General features: G+C 51.4%; 10 protein-coding genes. 9 read left to right on the top strand and 1 reads right to left on the bottom strand.

Going from position 1 to position 19,798, the window contains the following annotated elements:
- Positions 1-409 precede the first annotated feature (409 nt).
- Positions 410-2,665 carry an AraC family transcriptional regulator gene (locus ACKGJP_RS06365; protein ID WP_409344835.1) on the bottom strand — a complete coding sequence of 752 codons (2,256 nt, stop codon included), beginning with the start codon at positions 2,663-2,665 and terminating at the stop codon, positions 410-412.
- 239 nt (positions 2,666-2,904) lie between these two features.
- On the opposite strand from ACKGJP_RS06365, the gene ACKGJP_RS06370 reads away from it, so the two are divergent.
- The 9 genes from ACKGJP_RS06370 to ACKGJP_RS06410 all read left to right on the top strand — a co-directional run bounded on the left by ACKGJP_RS06370 (position 2,905) and on the right by ACKGJP_RS06410 (position 19,717).
- Positions 2,905-3,828: an ABC transporter permease gene (locus tag ACKGJP_RS06370; RefSeq protein ID WP_409344836.1), complete on the top strand. Its 924-nt coding sequence runs from the start codon at positions 2,905-2,907 to the stop codon at positions 3,826-3,828.
- Between the two features lie 227 nt (positions 3,829-4,055).
- Positions 4,056-4,733 carry a carbohydrate ABC transporter permease gene (locus ACKGJP_RS06375; protein WP_409344837.1) on the top strand — a complete coding sequence of 226 codons (678 nt, stop codon included), beginning with the start codon at positions 4,056-4,058 and terminating at the stop codon, positions 4,731-4,733.
- Between the two features lie 61 nt (positions 4,734-4,794).
- Positions 4,795-6,333, top strand: a complete 1,539-nt coding sequence (locus ACKGJP_RS06380) for an ABC transporter substrate-binding protein (RefSeq protein ID WP_409344838.1) — start codon at positions 4,795-4,797, stop codon at positions 6,331-6,333.
- A 48-nt stretch (positions 6,334-6,381) separates the two neighbouring features.
- Positions 6,382-12,561: an S-layer homology domain-containing protein gene (locus ACKGJP_RS06385; protein ID WP_409344839.1), complete on the top strand. Its 6,180-nt coding sequence runs from the start codon at positions 6,382-6,384 to the stop codon at positions 12,559-12,561.
- 164 nt (positions 12,562-12,725) lie between these two features.
- Complete coding sequence (locus ACKGJP_RS06390; protein ID WP_409344840.1) at positions 12,726-14,285, top strand: right-handed parallel beta-helix repeat-containing protein; 1,560 nt, start codon at positions 12,726-12,728, stop codon at positions 14,283-14,285.
- Positions 14,266-15,393 (top strand): discoidin domain-containing protein, encoded by a 1,128-nt coding sequence (locus tag ACKGJP_RS06395; RefSeq protein WP_409344841.1) that lies wholly within the window; start codon positions 14,266-14,268, stop codon positions 15,391-15,393. The genes ACKGJP_RS06390 and ACKGJP_RS06395 overlap by 20 nt, the downstream gene beginning before the upstream one ends.
- A 217-nt stretch (positions 15,394-15,610) precedes the next feature.
- A complete protein-coding gene (locus ACKGJP_RS06400) occupies positions 15,611-16,759 on the top strand; it encodes a Gfo/Idh/MocA family protein (protein WP_409344842.1) in 1,149 nt (382 codons plus the stop codon).
- Positions 16,760-16,774: 15 nt separating this feature from the next.
- On the top strand, positions 16,775-18,508 hold the full coding sequence (locus tag ACKGJP_RS06405) for a dihydroxy-acid dehydratase (protein ID WP_409344843.1): 1,734 nt from the start codon (positions 16,775-16,777) through the stop codon (positions 18,506-18,508).
- Positions 18,509-18,553: 45 nt separating this feature from the next.
- Entirely contained in the window at positions 18,554-19,717 is a 1,164-nt protein-coding gene (locus tag ACKGJP_RS06410; protein ID WP_409344844.1) for a M20 family metallopeptidase, read from the top strand.
- Positions 19,718-19,798 lie beyond the last annotated feature (81 nt).

The following is a 19,798-nucleotide window of genomic DNA, read 5'->3' on the forward strand; positions in this document are numbered from 1 at the left end:
GCGGCGGAGAGATGTATCCGGTATATGATAACTATGCTCAAGCTTAGGAATAGTGCGCTTGAACGCGCTCGTCTTAGCGCTTATGCCGATGAAGTCACTCAAGCTTAGGAATGCCGTTTGAAAAAGACGTGACACAGAGCACTGAAGCTGAACAAGAGGGAATGGGTATGGGCTGGAAAGTTTACGGGCCGCCTTTGAAATCGTGTTTCTACCTCGTAATAAGTTCAATGAAACACGATTTCAAGAGCGGTTGAAAGCCTATACCCATTGCCTCGCCCACGCGCGAACGTAGATCTCTACACGTAAGAACACGATTTCAAGAGCGGTTGAAAGCCTATACCCATTGCCTCGCCCACGCGCAAACGTATATTGTACACTAAAGCCGCCGCAAGGCGGTTTTCTTCATTCATCATCCACCCTCATCGCCCTTGAGAAGCTTGGCATTGCTCCTGTATTGAACGGGCGTTACCCCGTAAACCTTTTTAAATAGTGTGAAAAAGTGGCTTCGGCTTAGAAAACCGCAGCTTTCCATAATCGTATTGATCGCTTCGTCCGAGGTTGCGATGAGATCCCTCGCAGACGAAAGCCGAATGTCGTTGATGTAGTCGGTTATCGAGATCAGGCGGTGCTTCTTGAACAGCTTCCCTAAATAGGAAGGAGATAAATTCACCTTTTCGGCAATGGTAACCAAGGATAAGGCCGGATTGGCGTATTCTTTTTGAATAATATGAGTCACGTCATCGAGCAGCTTGATATATTTATTGTCTTTCTTCGACTCCAGTTCAATCGATAGCTTCTCGAACAAATCCGCAAAGTCGGATTGTATCTTTTCCAACGTTTCAATCTTTTGCACCTTGGCAAGATAAATATTGAAATTGAAATTGACGTTGATCGAATGGTTGGCCTCCAGCACTTCGATCGCGTGCCGAATGGACAAAAGCAAGCGAATCAGTACGGAATTCAGAATAGTCAAGCTGTGCTTGGAAGCATATTGGATAATCGCGGACAATGCTGCCTTGGCGTCGTTTAATTGGCCCTGGATCAAGGCGTCAGACATCTTTTTATCTTGGTCTTGGGGATACTTGAAATCGTCTGCAAGGATAGGCAAGTTCTCGTTGAAAATCAGCGATCGATGCCCGAAGACCAAGCGGTAGAAGGAGAGATCCAGCGTTTTCAAATAATGTAGGTTAAGACCGGATAACGGTTCAAAACGTTCGCTGAACGTAACGGTAATCGAAAGATTCAAGTATTGGCTTACATGATCTTGAATTTTAATGAACGAATCCGTTAGCTGCTCATTTGCTGAAGGCAAGTCCGCCGAGCTGTAGCTGATCAAGACAAGTATCTGATCTTCATCCATATCGATGCATTCATGCGTATAAACGCCGGCAAGCAGCTCCGAGACGATATTGATGACGCCGTATTTTAACAAACGGCGATCGGTTATGTTGTATTTGGCGCAAAATTCGGCATAGTTATCGATTTTGATGAGCATGACCAAAAAAGTATCGGAAGGCTTGAGCGCAATATGGTATTTGGTAAACTGCGTCTGAAAAGAGTCGATCGAAACGGAATCGTCCGAAACGACCATTTTCCGCAGAAACTCCTGCTTTTTGGACTGAAAATCATTCCGCTCAAAAATATTGTAGTTCTGAATCACCAATCGCATGGGCAAGTACAGCTTTCGCGAAAAGTAAAGCGATAACGCAATGCTTCCAATAATGAAGCAAGCCACCAGCAAATAGGTTTTTTGTTTCATGTTTTCTATTTCTTTAACGATTTCGGAATACGGGGTAATGCTGATCAATTTCCATCCGAAAACATCGGTAGCAGCAAAGGTCACGAAGGAATCTACGCCGTCGACATCGATTCGAACATTTCCGCTGCTTTCAGCAGAGGCGTTTATCATTTGAATATAGTCTTTGTCTTTTAAATCGCTTTGCAACGGATGGACCGAATCGCTGGACAAAAGAATCCCGTTACGGTCGATCATGAAAATGCGGTTTTTTGTGTCGTCCGAAGAACCGATGCTTTGTCTCAGCCATTCCTCGGATATATTCAGGACGATGGCTTCGCTGACTTTGCCGCTTTGAACCTGAGAATCAAAAAACAGATAGGAATAGACGTAAATGAAATCGCTTGCATTCGATGTTAAATCGGCTAATGGGTTAGGGATTTTTCGAAGGACAATGCTATGCGTTCGATTGTTCTGAATGTCATCCAAAATCGTGAAAATGCCTTTATCGTCAAAGGTGTTACGGTCGAAAACAAAGCCCATGCTGGGTACCGTATGAATGTTATGGCCGTTATAAATATAAATCGATTGCAGGAACGGATAAATGTTTTTGTACAATTCCAATTTCCTTTGATATCTTCTGTAGTCTTCCGAATGGATATCCGAATACAAGAGATCTTGAATGCCTTCGTCAAAAAAGGCGCTGGTCGCAACCGAATTGGCGCTTTTCTCCATGAGACTGATGTTTCTGCTCGTATTTTGGAGGTCCGTTTGTTGCTGGTTATATACCATCTTGAGGGCGAACTTCTCGAATATACGTCCTTGAAAGGAGAATTGAACGAAGATCACCAGAAGCGTGCTCAATAAAAATGGCAGCAGGATCGTTAAAAAAAGCTGGAACGGATTTTTTAAAATGAACTTTTTTATCATAGATGCCCCCCCCCCGATCTAAAGTCTAACCTGAAAAGCGAAGGCGAATCAATCGTCCTAGGCGCATTAAGTGTAAAAACGCTAATTTTAGAACAAAAGTCCGCTTTGAGAACTTCGATTTTACGCGATACAGAACCGATAAAACGTTTTAGAACTGGCGGTTTTGGCATGCAAAACCTACTATGGAGCCAAGGAACGACAAACCTACCTAACACCAGGCGAAAGGAGTATCCCATTCCGTGAAGAAGCAGCAAGGAGTATTACGCACTCAGTCTTATAAGAAGAATATACAATTACTAATTTTGGCACTTCCGGCAATCCTGCTTATCTTTGTCTTCTCGTATATTCCGATGGCTGGCGTCTTTATCGCTTTCAAAAACATCAACTACGAGAAAGGCCTGTTTCACAGTCCGTGGGTCGGATTCGACAACTTCAAATTCTTTTTTACTTCCAACGATGTTTGGCTCGTCGTAAGGAATACGCTTTCCTACAATATCCTGTTTATAGCAGTCGGGACATTGCTTTCCATCGTGTTCGCGATTCTCTTGAACGAAGTCTTAAGCAGAAGATTGGTTAAAGCTTATCAAACGATCTTTTTCTTCCCTTATTTCTTTTCATGGATCATTGTCGCGTATATGACCTATTCCTTTATCGGGCCGTACGGCGTGTTAACCTCATTATTGGAACGGGCAGGGATAAATTTCGATTTCTACACCCAAACCTGGGTTTGGCCCATCCTATTAACCTTAGTGAACATTTGGAAGGGTCTCGGATACATGAGCATCATTTTTTATGCGGGGATCATGGGCATTTCGCAAGAATATTTTGAAGCTGCATCGATTGACGGGGCCACGAAGTTTCAAATGATCCGCAAAATCACGATTCCGCTTTTGATGCCGTTAATCACGATCATGACGCTTCTATCCATCGGCAAAATGTTTTATTCGGATTTCGGCTTGTTCTTCTTCGTTCCGAGGGAGATCGGACAGCTGTACCCCGTCACGCAAGTCATCGACACGTATGTTTATCGCATGCTGAAGGTTTCTGGAGATCTGGGCATGTCCTCCGCCGTAGGATTGTTTCAATCCGCGATGGGCTTCATCGTCGTTCTGCTCAGTAATTTCGTCGTGAAGAAAGTGAATGAAGAAAACAAGTTATTTTAATAAAGCGCAAAGGAAGTAGGCACATGCCGTTCAAGAAAATAGGGCCGCAGGTATTCATCAACCTTTTGTTCCTTTTGTTTAGTCTTGCTTGTATTTTTCCTCTTGTCGCGATTCTCTCAATTTCTTTCAGCAGCGAATCGGACATCATAAAGAACGGGTATCGTTTATTTCCCGCGATGTTTGATTTCTCTGCATACGCTTACATCTTGTATAGGCCTTTGCAGATCTTGAATGCTTTTAAAGTATCGTTATTTGTCAGCTTTTTCGGTACAATTGTTTCTTTGTTGGTTACGGCCGGCATCGCTTATGCGCTGTCGCGCGAAGATTTTAAGCTGAAAAACAAGCTGAGCTTTTACGTTTTTTTCACGATGCTGTTTAATGGAGGCTTGGTCCCGACCTACATGCTGATTAACAATTATCTTCATTTAAGCAACACGATCTGGGTGCTGATTCTTCCTTATTTGGCCGTTCCTTGGTTTATCTTGATTTTAAGGTCCTTCATGCAGAAAATACCGCATAGCATCATCGAATCCTGCATGATGGACGGAGCAAGCGAGTTCAGAATCTTTTTTCAAATCATTCTCCCGCTCGCCAAACCCGGTCTTGCTACGGTTGCGCTTTTTACGCTGCTGCAGTATTGGAACGATTGGTGGCTGAGCCTGCTCTATATCGAGAAGGAAAGTCTCGTGCCTCTGCAATTTATGCTTTACCGGATGATGAATAATATTACGTTTCTTACCAATTCCAGCAATGCGATGCCACCTGGAATGAGAAATGTGGTACTTCCGTCGGAGTCCGCCCGAATGGCGATGGCGATCGTTGCTGCGGGACCCATGCTGCTCGTTTTCCCGTTTTTCCAAAAATATTTCGTTCGGGGGCTTACGGTCGGCGCGGTAAAAGGTTAGCTTAAATATGGGGTAACCCCCAGTTTAAGATAGATGAACATACGAAAGAGGAGGGTTACAAATGTTTAGACATTTGAAATGGACCAAAGCGGGGATCGTCGGTGCGGCCATGGTGCTGCTAGCTTCTTGCGGGACTCCGAAAGACAAGCCGAGCGAGGCGTCGACCAAGCCGACGGCGGACGTATCGCAAAAGCCGGAAGCAAGCTTGCCGGAAGTCAAATTGACCTGGTATTTTCCGGGCAGCTTTCCTCAAGCCGATCAGGAATCGGTTTTTGCCGAAGTGAATAAAAAGCTGAAAGAGAAAATCAATGCCACAGTAGATTTTAAACCGTTAGGCTTCGGCGAATACGATCAGAAGATGCAAGTGGTTATCGCCTCGGGTGCGCCTTACGATATCGCTTTTACGTCCAATTGGCTCAACAACTATAGTCAGAATGTAGCGAAGGGGGCCTTCCTGCCTCTGGATGACTTGCTTGCCCAATATGCGCCGAAATCATTTGCTTCCGTCCCAAAATCGTTCTGGGATGCTGCCAGAGTCAAGGGGAAAATTTACGGATTTGTCAATGAGCAGATTGCCGCAAGGACACCGGCGGTAGTCGTTCCGAAAGAGGAAGCGACGAAATACAAGCTGGATATCCCGGCAATTAGCGGGAAGCTGACTCCGGATACCTTGCCTTTGCTCGAGCCGTACCTACAAAACGTAAGGAAGGACTTTCCGCAAAAAGGCTTTGTGACTTCGCTGGTTCAATTGGACGGGTTATTCTTCAATCTTGAGCCTATTGCAGGGATTCAGATTCCGGGCGCCGTCGATTTCTCGGATTCCACGCTTAAAGTAGTGAACCAGTACGAAACGGATGGAGTCAAAAAGTATGCGGCTCTGATGAGAGAGTGGAATGCCAAAGGGTATTTGAACGCGAACGAACGTATTGCCAAAAAAGCGGATGACGGCACGGATGTCAAGGCCGGCAAGGTTGCCGTAGGGATCGGCGGGTCTTATAAACCGGGCGGTGAAGTGGAGTTATCGGCGGAAGTCGGATACGAAAGACTTCAGTTACCTTCCGGAACGGCGCGTCTGACCACGGGCGGAATCATTGCTACGATGCAAGCCATAAACCGGAATTCCAAAAATCCGGAAAGAGCCATGATGCTGCTTGAACTGCTGAATACGGATAAAGAGCTTTACAATCTATTGAACTTCGGCATTAAAGACAAACACTTCAAAATAGATGCGGACGGATTCATGGTCAAAGAAGGCGATGCGGGCAAAGCATATGCTCCGACTGTGCCTTGGATGTTCGCTACCAATTTCCTTGCTTATGTTGAAAAAGGTATGCCTAAGAATGTATGGGAGGAAACGAAAAAAGTGAATAAGGAAGCTACGCCTTCCAAATTGTTAGGATTTACCTTCGATGCCGAGCCGGTGAAGGCTGAAATCGGGAAAGTCAGCGCACTCTTTGACGAATATTCCAGAGCGATTGATTTAGGGGTCAGTACGGAAGCCAAATATAACGAATTTTTGACCAAACAGAAGGCAGCCGGATCCGACAAGATCATAGCCGAAATGCAGAAGCAGATCGATGCGTGGAAAGCTGCGAAGTAATGGTTGCACTCCCAACCCGAGCGGAATCGGGTTGGGAGTAAATTGGGATTGGAGGAATTGTATCCGATGAAGGGCTATTGCGGGAAAATAAGCAAGGTATTGCTCAGCTTGATGCTTGGCTTTTCCACTTTATTATTGTCCGTTTCCTCGTTTCCGCAAAGTGCTTATGCAGCCGCAACAACTCTTTTCGCCTCTCCTGCCGGGAGCGGAAACGACTGCACGATAGATGCTCCTTGTTCGCTTTCCGATGCTCAAACGAAGGTTCGCACGCTGAATGCGAGCATGACGGGAGACATTATCGTTTATTTGCGCGATGGGACCTACAACTTATCGTCGACCATCGAGCTTACTTCGGCGGATTCCGGGACAGGAGGCTTTCAAGTCATTTATGAAGCCTATCCGGGAGAATCGCCGGTGCTAAGCGGCGGGCAAACCGTCACAGGCTGGAGCTTGCATGACAGCGGGCAGAACATTTACCGTGCTTTCGTCGGCACGGAACTCAATACGCGTCAGCTCTATGTGGACGGGGTTCGGGCGTCGCGAGCCCGAGGCGCCGACAACCCTGCCGGTTTTACGAAAACGTCCACGGGTTATACCGCTCCGGATACTAGCATGTCCGGCTGGGGCAATCAAAGCAACATAGAAATCGTCGGCTTTAACGCATGGAAAAGCTTCCGTTGCCCGGTTTCATCGATATCGGGAACGGCCGTTGCCATGCAAAACCATTGTTGGAACAACTCGCAGTTAAGCGGTACGCCCGGCTTGAACGCGATAGCTTGGATTGAAAATGCCTATGAGCTTCTGGATTCGGAAGGCGAATGGTATTTGGACCGGACAGCCGGATACCTCTACTATAAGCCGCTTGCCGGACAAAATATGGCGACAGCCGTTGCTGTTGCGCCAAAGCTGCAAACGCTGCTTAGCGGAACGGGAACGCTGGATGCGCCGCTTCAAAACGTGCAAATCAAAGGCCTTACGTTCGCCTATGCCACATGGCTGCAGCCGAGCACGAGCGATGGTTACGTACCGCTTCAAGCGGGGTTTACCTACACCGGGTTTCATGCTGCCGCTACCCAAAACTTAACGAAGACCGTTGGTAACGTTACCTTCCATGCAGCCAAATCCGTGCGGCTGGAGCGCAACAGGTTTACCCATCTGGGAGGAGCCGGCCTCGTTTTCGAATACGGAAGCCAGAACAATACGATCATCGGGAACGTTTTCGAAGACATTTCCGCGAGCGCCATCCAGATCGGCGATGTGACGCCAAGCCATGTCAACCCTGCCGACATCAGGGAGCGCAATACCCATAATACCGTTCGGAGCAACTATATTTCGCATGCGGGAGCGGAATATTTCGATTCGCCGGGTATTTTCGGCGGGTATACGAGTTACTCGACCATCACGCACAATGAGGTGGCGAACCTGCCCTATACGGGCATTTCCCAAGGCTGGGGCTGGGGCACCAATTCGTATGCGCAAAACAATCAAATCACGAACAATTACATTCACGATGTGATGAAAGTGCTCGGGGATGGAGGCGGAATCTATACCTTAAGCGCACAGCCGGATTCCACGATTAGCGGCAATCATTTGCAAAGCATGTACGGCTCTTATGGAGGCTGGGGAATTTATCCGGACGAAGGCAGCGCTTATTTTACGATTACGAACAACGTGGTCGAACAAACGGGCAGATGGATTTCGATGTGGACGGGCACGATTCATGACAACATCGTTCGGCATAATTATTCGGATACGTCCAGCATGGCCAATGCATGTACGAATTGCACGGTAATTGACAATACGACGGTAAAGAACGGAAGCTGGCCGGCTGAAGCGCAAACCATCATGAACCAAGCGGGCCTGGAACAAGCTTACTGGGATTTATCGCCGCTTACCCGTCGTCTGGATAGCCCATGGCCGGCATGGGATCAAGACGGAAAGGCAAGCAAGGAATGGACGGCGCCGACGCGAGGTTATGTAAGACTGGCGGACACGGTAAGCAGCGCTAACGCCACTGTCAATGGAAGCGTTTACAAAAATAATGACGTTATTTGGGGACCGCAAACCGTCTTGCAGGGAGAAGCGAAAAGCTATCAGTTCAATTTGAAAGTGCTTAAGGGAGACAGCGTACGGTTTGTCGTTTACGGCGACGGTAACCCTGATTTGAACACGATCAGCTGGAATCCGGTCCTTAAGTTCGATGCCGTTCCCGCAGCTTGCGAATTTATTAAGTTCAATGTTCCGGGACAACTGCAATCCAAAATCAATACAGGCACGAGAGAAATTTTTGTAACGGTACAAGAGGATACGGATCTTACCAATCTGACGCCCGACGCGGAACTATCGGAAGAATGCCGCAGTATTCCCGGTATTGCGGACGCAAGGGATTTCAGTCAGACGGTAACTTACGACCTCCAGGACGATGAAGGCACGTTCAGCAAAACCTGGAAAGTGTTCGTTACCAAAATGTCGGCCGCAACCGGCATTAGAGGGTATAACATCAATCAAGCGATAGGCGATGCCGACAATTGGCTTGCCGATGGAAGCTCCTTGAAGGATGCGCGGGAAGGAAGCATCGCGATAAGCAACGGCTCTGCCGCTTACAAAGGAAGGACGTTCCAAAACGAGCTGCTGGAATTCGAGATGAAATCCGATTCGGCAGGCGGAGTGGAATGGCCGGCGATCAGCATCAGGCAAAAAGCAGCGGATAAAGTGCTGTGGGATCCGGCGAACGAGGGGTATATCCTGGTTTTCAAGCCGGACGTCATCGAGCTGCAAAGATTCAACGGCGGCGTGCGCACGGTATTTTACGGCAACATCGACGGCATCGTAGGGAGCGAGGGACAGTTGCCCAACCATGTATTCGAAATGGGCAAGAAGCACCTGGTGCAGTTCGGTACCCTGAACACGGCGGAGGGTGTAAGACTTGCCGTGTATGTAGACGGCAAGAAGGTTATCGATTATGTCGATAACGGAAGCGGTAAAATTACCTCGGCCGGGTATATGGGGATATACGCCTATTCCGCGCCTGTCACCTTGGGAACGGTACCTGTCGTTCATAACCTCAGTCAGGCAATCGGCGATGCCGGCAACTGGGCTGCCGACGGAAGCTCCGTGAAGGATGCGCGGGAAGGAAGTCTTACGATCAGCAACGGTTCGTCCGCTTATACGGGAAGGACTTTCCAAAACGAGCTGTTGGAGTTCGAGATGAAATCGGATTCGGCAGGCGGAGTGGAATGGCCGGCCGTCAGCATCCGGCAAAAAGCAGCGGATAAAGTGCTGTGGGATCCGGCTAATGAGGGGTATATTTTGGTGTTCAAACCGGACGTCATCGAGCTGCAAAGGTTCAACGGCGGCGTACGCACGGTGTTTTACGGGAACATCGACGGTATGGAAGGAAGCGAAGGGCAGCTGCCCAACCACGTATTCGAAATGGGCAAGAAGCATCTGGTGCAGTTCGGTGCGTTGAACACGGCGGATGGCGTAAGGCTTATCGCGTATGTAGACGGCAAGAAGATTATCGATTATGTCGACAGCGGAAGCGGGAAAATCACTTCTGCCGGCTACATGGGGGTATATGCGTATTCGGCGCCTGTTACCTTGGGAGCGGTGCCGGTCATTCTTAACCTCAATCAAGCAATCGGCGATATCGACAACTGGGCTGTTGACGGAAGCTCCTTGAAGGAAGGGAAGGAAGGGAGCATTTCGATCAGCAATGGCTCCTCCGCTTATAAAGGGAGGACATTCCAAAACGAACTGCTGGAGTTCGATATGAAATCGGATTCGGCAGGCGGAGTGGAATGGCCGGCGATCAGCATCCGGCAAAAAGCAGCGGATAAAGTGCTGTGGGATCCGGCGAACGAAGGGTATATCCTGGTGTTCAAACCTGACGTCATCGAGCTGCAAAGGTTCAATGGCGGCGTGCGCACGGTATTTTACGGCAACATCGACGGCATTGAAGGAAGCGAGGGACAGCTGCCCAACCATGTATTCGAAATGGGCAAGAAGCATCTGGTGCAGTTCAGCGCACTGAACACGGCAGATGGGGTAAGGCTTGTAGCGGTCGTAGACGGCAAAAAAATAATCGATTTTGTCGACAGCGGAAGCGGGAAAATCACTGCAGCCGGTTATATGGGCGTATACGCGTATTCGGCGCCTGTCGTATTGAGCAGCGTGTTTGATACGAACCAAGGAACGGCAGGCCCGACTCCGACTCCAACCCCGACGCCAAAACCGACACCGAGGCCGGGCGAAAATTTGGCATTAAACCAGTCGGCGACCGCGTATTACGCGGACGGAAGCAGAGCCAGCATGTGGTCCGGGTTCGAGGCGGCAAAAGCCGTTGACGGAAACGACGCGACGTTTGCGCTGGCGAATGAGAAACACCTCTGGCAGTTGCAGGTGGATTTGGGCTCCAATCAGATCATTGACCGAATTGTCGTGAAAATGCCTGAGACCCTTTACGCTACCGAGTTCGATATTAAAACGTCGACGGACGGGGCAGCCTTTACAACCGTCAAGCAGGTAACGGGATTCGCCTCGGGAACAAGCGACAATAAAATTGAAAAGACAACGGCCAAGTATGTCCGTGTCGTTGCCGTCAAACCGGATGGTCCTTATCAGACGGGGATCGAAATGGCCGTATCGGAGTTGGAAGTATATAATCCGATTCCAACGCCGACTCCGACGCCAACGCCGACACCGACACCAACGCCGACACCAACGCCGACACCGACACCGACACCGGACCCGACACCGAGTCCGACACCGGACCCGACACCAAGTCCGTCACCGGATCCAACGCCGGACCCGACACCGAGTCAGTCACCAAATCCAACACCGGACCCGACACCGAGTCCGTCACCGGATCCAACGCCGGCTCCGACAACGATGGCCGTTCCCGCTCTGGAACCTGGCGTTGCTGCTGCGGTTAAGCGTGAATGGGAAGCGGCGCTCGTCGGTTTGATTAACGGAAAACCTGAAGGCGAGGATGCCCAAACAACGCAAAGAAGGGCAACAAATGCCGCAGCGATGGCAATCGAGAAGCAATCCGAAATCAAGCTTAACCGTTTTGTGATTGCAGAAGGCGATACGGCCGTATTGGATTTGGATACAAGTCAATTCAATAGCGTATTTGCCGCAATCACAAGTCACGCAGCCGAGGTAAACGCTATATTAGCCAAGCTTGAACCGGGTGCCGAGCCTGCTGCTGTTACGGCAACGCTCGATCTGGGCGAACAGTCCGCCAAGCATGCCGAAATCAGGATTAGCGCGGAATTGGTTCAAAAAGCTAAAGATGCCGGCGTTGCTGCTATCGCCGTCAAGATTAACGGAGTATCGTTAACGATCGATGTGAATCAGCTGCATGGCGATACGACGCTGCGTGTATCCAAGCAAGTGCCGTCCGCTATAACGGATGTTACCCGTCTAAAAGCGGTTTCGGATGTATATGATTTTACATTTACGAACGCTGCGAATGGCAAGGTGACCTTTACGAAGCCAGTCATCGTCAAAATGCCGATTGCAAGCACAGCGGGCGTTGATACCGACTTACTGACGCTTGCCAAAGTGGTTGACGGGAAATTAGCGTTTTACGGCGGCCGGTACAACCCGGCAATGAAATATTTTGAAGCCGAGCGAAGCTCGTTCTCCACCTATGCGGTTGTTGAAAACAAGGTGGCTTTCAACGATACCGCAGGTGTGGAGGCTTGGGCGGGCCAAGCGATCCGAATCGCAGCTGCCAAGGGAATTATCGAAGGCCGCGGAAACGGCAATTATGCGCCCGACGACAAGATAACCCGTGCAGAGTTCGCAGCCATGATCGTAAGGATGTTCCATTTGGAAGACAACACGGCGGCTTCTCCATTCCGCGATGTGAAAGCGGACGACTGGTTTCATTCTACGGTAGCGGCAGCGGCTAAGGCCGGCATTATTAACGGACGTACCGCTGAAACCTTCGCACCCGACGAAACGATCACCCGCGCCGAAATGGCAACCATCGCCGCCAGAGCGCTAATGATTGTCAAGGGCTTTAAGAAAGCAACAGATTCAATTGCGGCACTGCCGCCATTCGATGATGCGGACGAGATTCATGAATCTTTATCCGACGGAGTTGCGTTTGCCTTTAATGAAGGAATCGTCGTCGGATCGGGCGACGGCTTTCAGCCTAACCGCTCGTCTACACGCGCTGAAGCGGCTGTAGTGATTTCAAGATTGTTGACGAAATAAACCCAGCTGCTAGCTCATTTACCCTTCCTCTCCTTACCTGTGCGTACAAGGGGAGGAGGGAAACTGGGCTTATGCATGCGGGCGGATTGAGGACAGACACGGATTTCAAGCGATTACGAATTCATCTCCATGATTCTAAATAGGAATTGGAGGAATAGTGTCCGATGAAGAAAAGATCCGGAACTTTTAGTAGGGTGTTGCTCAGCATCATGCTTGGCTTTTCCGCTTTATTATCGTCTGTTTCCTCATTTCCGCAGCATGCGGCTGCAGCAGCAACATCGCTTTACGCATCGCCGGCGGGCAGCGGAAGCACATGTACCTTGGAAGCTCCTTGTTCGCTTACGGGCGCTCAAGCGAAGGTCCGCACGCTGAATGCGAGCATGACCGGAGACATCATCGTTTATTTGCGCGGCGGTACGTACAACTTGACGTCGACCTTCGAGCTTACTTCGGCGGACTCCGGAACCGGAGGCTTTCAGGTGATTTATGAAGCCTATTCGGGAGAAACGCCGGTTCTCAGCGGCGGGCAGTCGATCGCAAGCTGGAGCTTGTTCGACAGCGGGCAGAACATTTACCGTTCGAATGTCGGCACCGGCTTGAATACGCGGCAGCTTTACGTAAACGGGGTTCGGGCGACGCGAGCGCGAGGCAATGACAATCCGCTTGGTTTCACGAAAACGTCCACGGGTTTTACCGCCCCGAATTCGAGCATGTCCGGCTGGGGAAACAAAAGCAATATCGAGATCGTCGGCTCTCACGCATGGAAAAGCTTCCGCTGCCCGGTTTCCTCGATCTCGGGAACGGCCGTTACCATGCAAAACCATTGCTGGAACAATTCGCAGCTAAGCGGCACGCCAAGCTTGGATTCGATAGCATGGATCGAAAATGCCTACGAGCTTCTGGATTCGGAAGGGGAGTGGTATTTGGACCGGACAGCCGGGTACCTCTACTATAAGCCTTTTGCCGGAGAAAATATGGCGACAGCCGTTGTCGTTGCGCCAACGCTGCAGACGTTACTCAGCGGAACAGGAACGCTGGATGCGCCGCTGCAAAACGTGAAAATCAAAGGCCTTACGTTCGCCTATGCCACATGGCTGCAGCCAAGCACGAGTGACGGCTACGTGCCGCTTCAAGCGGGGTTTACCTACACCGGGTTTCGTGAAGCGGCTAATCAAGATTTAACAAAGACCCTCGGTAACGTTATCTTCCATGCGGCCAAATCCGTAAGGCTGGAGCGCAACAAGTTTATCCATTTAGGCGGAGCCGGCCTCGTTTTCGAGTACGGAAGCCAGAACAATATGATCATCGGAAACGTGTTCGAAGACATATCCGCGAGCGCCATCCAGATCGGCGATGTGATGACTGCCAACCCTGCCGACATCAGGGAGCGCAATTCTCATAACACCGTTCAGAGTAACTACATCACAAATGCGGGAGCAGAATATTTCGATGCGCCGGGCATTTTTGGCGGGTATACGAGCTATTCGACCATTACGCACAACGAGGTGGCGAATCTGCCCTATACGGGCATCTCTCAAGGCTGGGGATGGGGCACCGATTCGTATGCGCAAAACAATCAAATCACGGGCAATTACATTCACGATGTGATGAACATACTCGGGGATGGAGGGGGGATTTACACCCTAAGCGCCCAGCCGGATTCCACGATTAGCGGGAACCATTTGCAAAATATGTACGGCTCCTATGGAGCTATATCCGGATGAAGGCAGCGCCTATTTTACGATAACGGGCAATGTGGTGAGACAAACGGGAAGATGGATATCGATGTGGACGGGTTCGATTCATGACAACATCGTTCAAAATAATTATTCGGATACGGCGGAAATGGCCAATGCGTGTCAGAGCTGTACGGTATCAGGCAATACCGTGGTAACGAATGGCACCTGGCCGGCCGGCGCGCAAACGATTATGAACGATGCCGGAATCGAAGCGGCCTATCAAGATATCAAACCGATAGCCGCACCCAATCAGAATTTGGCCTTGAACAAAACCGCAACCGCGTATTTCTCGAACGGTAGCACGGCGACCATGTTTGCAGGTTATGAGGCGGCAAAGGCCGTTGACGGAAAAGCGTCTACGTATGCGCTGGCGAACGGCCAGCATATTTGGCAGCTGCAAGTGGATTTGGGAGCGGCTCAAAGCATCGGCAGAATTGTCGTGAAAATGCCTGCGAGCCTGTTTGCCACCGCCTTCGATCTGAAAACGTCGACGGACGGGACGAACTTTACAACAGTAAAGCAAGTAACGGGATTCTCTTCCGGAACAAGCGACAATACGATTTCCGTGACAAATGCCAGATATGTCCGAGTCGTTGCCGTCGCGCCGCACGGTCCGAATCAAACCGGGATCGAAATGGCCATATCGGAATTGGAAGTATACGCGCCGGCGCCGAATCAGAATTTGGCCTTCAACCAGGCCGCAACCGCTTATTTTGCTAACGGCAGCACAGCAACGATGTGGTCGGGCTTCGAGGCGCCAAAAGCCGTTGACGGAAACGCCGCCACGTATGCGCTGGCGAACGGTCAACACGTATGGCAGCTGCAAGTGGATTTGGGCTTCATTCAAACTATCGGCAGAATCGTCGTGAAAATGCCGTCGAACCTGTACGCTACAGCATTCGATATCAAAACGTCGACGGACGGGGTAACGTTTACGACCGTCAAGCAAGTAACGGGCTTCGCTTCGGGAACGAGCGACAACACGATTGCTGCGACAAATGCGAGGTATATCCGCGTCGTTGCCGTGTCGCCGAACGGACCGAATCAGACGGGGATCGAAATGGCCATATCGGAATTGGAAGTATACAAATGAACGACTATTACTAGGGCGTGTCTGAAAACCCACTCAGGGTCATCTTTCACCGCCTTTTCGCCCCCTGCTTCGTTCCGTTTGCTTGACGTACCCCCGGTACGCCTTCACAAACGCGCCTTGCATGGAACGAAAATTCGGCAAAATCTGCTCCCCTCGGAGTTTCCAGACACGCCCTAGAGATAAAATAGCTTTACTAGGATGAGAGGAGAAATATCAAATGACCATCAAAGTAGGAATTGCCGGCGTGAGGGGCCTTAGCATGCTGACCGGCTTTAAATCCATTCCGGATACCGAAGTGGTAGCGCTCTGCGATCTGGATGAAGACTATCTTCAGATGCAAGCCAAGAAGCACGATATCCCCCGCACGTATAGAATTTTTGAAGACATGCTCGCCTCGGATATCGATGCCGTGGTCATCTCAACGCCGATGCAGCTGCACGTGCCGCAAACCATTCAAGCGCTCCAAAGCGGCAAGCATGTGATGTGCGAGGTTACGGCCGGCGTAACGATGGATGAGCTTTGGTGGTTGAAAGAAACCGTGGAACAATCCGGGAAGGTTTACATGCTGGCCGAAAACTACTGCTATATTCCGCAAAACCAGCTCATCGGCAGCATGGTCAGGAAGGGAATGTTCGGGGAGATTTATTTCGGCGAAGGCGAATATTTGCACAATACCCGCGAGCTTGCTTATCGGTTCAATCGCCCCGGCGCCGGAGAGAGTGCAACTCCTACGTGGCGCAAATACTGGCAGCTCGGCAAACGCGGCAACTTTTACCCGACGCATAGTTTAGGGCCGGTCATGCAATGGTTTCAGGGCGACCGCATTCGATCCGTCTCCACCTTCGCGACCGGCTGGCATACAGACAAACGCTTTAGACAAGAGGATACGTCCATTACGCTGTGTCAGATGGAAAGCGGGAAGCTGATCAAGCTCCGGATGGACTGCATATCGAACCGTCCGCACAACATGAGCTACTATACGCTTCAAGGGACGAAGGGCAGCTATGAAGCGCCGCGCGGACTCGGGGATCAGCATAAAGTGTACTTTGCCGCGGACGGTGAAAACCCGGATCATGCCGAATGGCGGCCGCTCAGCGACTTTAACGAGTATTTGCCCGAAAGATACAAAAACGTAACCGAGGAGCAAAAATCCGCGGGTCATTGGGGCGGCGATTTCTTCATTGTCGAAGATTTCGTCAACGCCATGAAGGGGCTGCAGAAACCGGCGATCGATGTCTATGACGCCTGCGAATGGACGGCCGTGGCGCTGCTGTCCGAGTTGTCGGTCATGAACGGCGGGCGGACGATGGAAATGCCCGATTTTCGCAAAAATTCCACGTACGGCGAGCAGATCGTCAAATTGTGAGAAAAGGAGAAACCGATGAAATTACGCAGCAGCGAGTGGTTCGAAAACGACAACGCCGAATTGACCTTCCAGCATCGTTCCGCGATGCGGGCGATGGGGCATAATCCCGACACCTTCGTCGGCAAGCCGATTATCGGCATTTTTAACGCTTGGAACGATTTCAACAGCTGTAATTATCCGCATAAGGAATTGGTCGAATACGTCAAAAAGGGCGTGCTGCTTGCGGGCGGTTATCCGATCGAGCTGCATACGATTTCCACGCCGGCCGACTTTATGAAGCCGTCCGACCTGCTGTATCGGAACCTGCTCTCCATGGATCTGGAGGAAAGCATCCGGTCGCAGCCGATTGACGGCGTCGTGCTGCTGTGCGAATGCGACAAAACGGTGCCCGCCCAGCTGATGGCTGCGGCGAGCTGCGACCTGCCGGCCCTGCAATTGGCCGCCGGCCATCGTTCGTCGGGCAGCTTTCGCGGCAAGACGGTCAATTACGGCACGGACCTATGGAAGTATTCGGACGACTATAAAGCCGGACTGCTGTCCGATGAAGAATGGCGGGAGCTGGAGACATCCATCTCCTGCACCTTGGGCGGATGTCCGGTCATGGGATCGGCGTCGACGATGAAAAGCTTGTCCGAGATGCTTGGCATGATGCTTCCCGGCACGTCCAGCATTCCGGCTACCGACGCCAGGCGCAAAATAGCGGCCGAAGCGACCGGTATGCGAATCGTCGAGATGGTGCGGGAAAACCTCACGCCTTCCCGCTTAATGACCGAGCCTGCTTTTCATAACGCGATCAAGCTGCTGGCGGCGATGGGCGGCTCTACGAATGCGGCGATTCATTTGACGGCTATCGCGGGAAGGTTCGGTATCCGGATCCCGATCGAGCGATACGCGGAGCTGACGGAGTCGGTGCCGCTCATCGTCAACCTGCAGCCAAGCGGATCGTACAGCATGGACGATTTCCATCGGGCAGGCGGATTGCAGCGGGTCATCCATAATCTGATGCCGATGCTCAACCAAGATTGCCTGGGCTGTACCGGCGAAACGATCGGGCGCATCTACGGCTCGGAGATGCCGGAATACGAGACGACGGCGGAAGTTATCGCCGCGCTTGGGGCACCGTTCAAGGAGCGTGCCGGCTTGGGCATTTTGAAAGGGAATCTTGCGCCGCAGGGGGCGGTTATTAAGAAGTCCGCCGTCTCTCCTCATTTGGTAAAGCACCGCGGGCAAGCCGTCGTGTTCGAAAGCTACGGGGATATGCTGGCGCGGATCGACAGCGACGAGCTGGAGGTGACGGCGGATCACGTGCTGGTCTTGAAATATTGCGGTCCGGTGGCGATGGGGATGCCCGAGTGGGGCTCCATTCCGATTCCGGCGAAGCTGCTGAAGCAGGGCGTGCGAGATATGGTGCGGATCAGCGACGCGCGGATGAGCGGAACCAGCTACGGTGCGGTTGTTCTGCATGCCGCGCCCGAAGCGGCGGTCGGGGGTCCCCTTGCCATCGTGCAAGAAGGCGACTGGATCGAGCTCGATATCGAGGCTTCGACGATTCGCCTGATGCTGGACGACAGCGAGATCGAAGCCCGGCTGGCAGCCTGGCAGCCGCCGGAAGCGCAGCATAAACGCGGTTATCCGCGTCTGTTCGCCGAGCATACGCTGCAAGCGCCGGAAGGCTGCGACCTGGACGTGCTGCGTCCCGATAACAAGGAGGAAGCCGTCTTCGTCCCGCCGATCGTCGGCAGAGGGTAAGCTGCTTCGTTCATCAACACAGCGGAGAAAGAAGGGGAAGGCACAATGTCGCTTTCGCGGATACTGGAACAGGTGAATGTACGACGCGTCGCAGATGATACGCTCGAGCTCGTCAGGATGGAGAGCGTGACCGGCGACACCCGGCGAATGGCGGACCGTTACGAGCAAATGCTGATGGAAGCCGGCTGCTCGGTGCAGCGCTATGAATGGATACCGGACAATCCGACCTTGGTCGCCGTATACGGGAAGGATAACGGAGGCCCGACGATTTTGTTCAACGGCCATATGGACGTGGTTCCGATCCCCCATGACGCTGCGGAAGAACGGGACGGCCGCGTGTATGGAAGAGGAGCCTGCGACATGAAGGGTTCTCTTGCCTGCGTGCTTGAAGTCTTGCGGTGTTTGCGGGAAACGGGTACCGAGCTGCCGGGACGGCTGCTTATCGTTGCGAACAGCCTGCACGAAAGTCCGGGGGGAAGAGGAGAGGATTTGTACGCTCTCCTGGAACGAGTCCGGATCAAGACGGACGCAGTCGTCGTCATGGAAGGGGCCACAACGGATTGCACGGTAGCCCAGCTCGGATCGGCCACGTTCGAAATCGTGGTTGAGCGGGAGGGGGAGCCTTGCCATCAGCTGTATGCGCCTCCGAATACGCCTCATCCGATCACCGTCGCCTCCGAAGTCATCGGTCTATTGAACCGATGGAATCTGGAACTCCGGAACCACCGGATCGAAGATATCGGGTACGCTTCGTATTTTTTGGGATCGGTCCATAGCGGGCAATTTTATAACCAGCTGCCGAACCGGTCCGTTCTTGTCGGCGTTAGGCGGTATGATCCGCTGCAATCCTACGAGGAAGTGGAAAGCGAGCTTCGGAACGGCTTAAACGAGCTTGCCGGAAGGCTCGGCGGCAGTATCCGTCTCGAGATGAAGAAAGTAAGGGACGGTTACCGCATCGATAAAAACAGCCCGGCAGTAGAGGCGCTTCAGCGTGCGGTAAGAGACGTTAGACAAATCGAGTTCCCGCCGGTCGGCAAACAGGTCGTCACGGACGCCGCAATTTTTGCCAACGCCCTGGGCGTTCCTGCATTATGCCACGGACCGGATCAGCAAACCGCGCATGGAGAAGTGGAATACGTCGAAATCAGAGAGCTAGAATTAACGGTCAAAGTGTATTTGCAATTCATTAAGGAATTTATGGAAATATAATAAGGTAAGATGACGTGTCCAAGCGCAACATTGGGCACGTCTTTTTTCGCATACACTGGCACCCAAGCCCCGGTCTGTACA

Origin of the sequence: Paenibacillus litoralis, assembly GCF_046244365.1 — a bacterium.
Classification (GTDB): Bacteria; Bacillota; Bacilli; order Paenibacillales; family NBRC-103111; genus Paenibacillus_V.

Excerpts from the sequence above, each read along its gene's own strand:
- ACKGJP_RS06365 (WP_409344835.1), bottom strand. The coding sequence starts at position 2,665 with ATGATAAAAAAGTTCATTTTAAAAAATCCGTTCCAGCTTTTTTTAACG.
- ACKGJP_RS06380 (WP_409344838.1), top strand. The coding sequence starts at position 4,795 with ATGTTTAGACATTTGAAATGGACCAAAGCGGGGATCGTCGGTGCGGCC.
- ACKGJP_RS06390 (WP_409344840.1), top strand. The coding sequence starts at position 12,726 with ATGAAGAAAAGATCCGGAACTTTTAGTAGGGTGTTGCTCAGCATCATG.
- ACKGJP_RS06395 (WP_409344841.1), top strand. The coding sequence starts at position 14,266 with ATGGAGCTATATCCGGATGAAGGCAGCGCCTATTTTACGATAACGGGC.
- ACKGJP_RS06400 (WP_409344842.1), top strand. The coding sequence starts at position 15,611 with ATGACCATCAAAGTAGGAATTGCCGGCGTGAGGGGCCTTAGCATGCTG.
- ACKGJP_RS06405 (WP_409344843.1), top strand. The coding sequence starts at position 16,775 with ATGAAATTACGCAGCAGCGAGTGGTTCGAAAACGACAACGCCGAATTG.
- ACKGJP_RS06410 (WP_409344844.1), top strand. The coding sequence starts at position 18,554 with ATGTCGCTTTCGCGGATACTGGAACAGGTGAATGTACGACGCGTCGCA.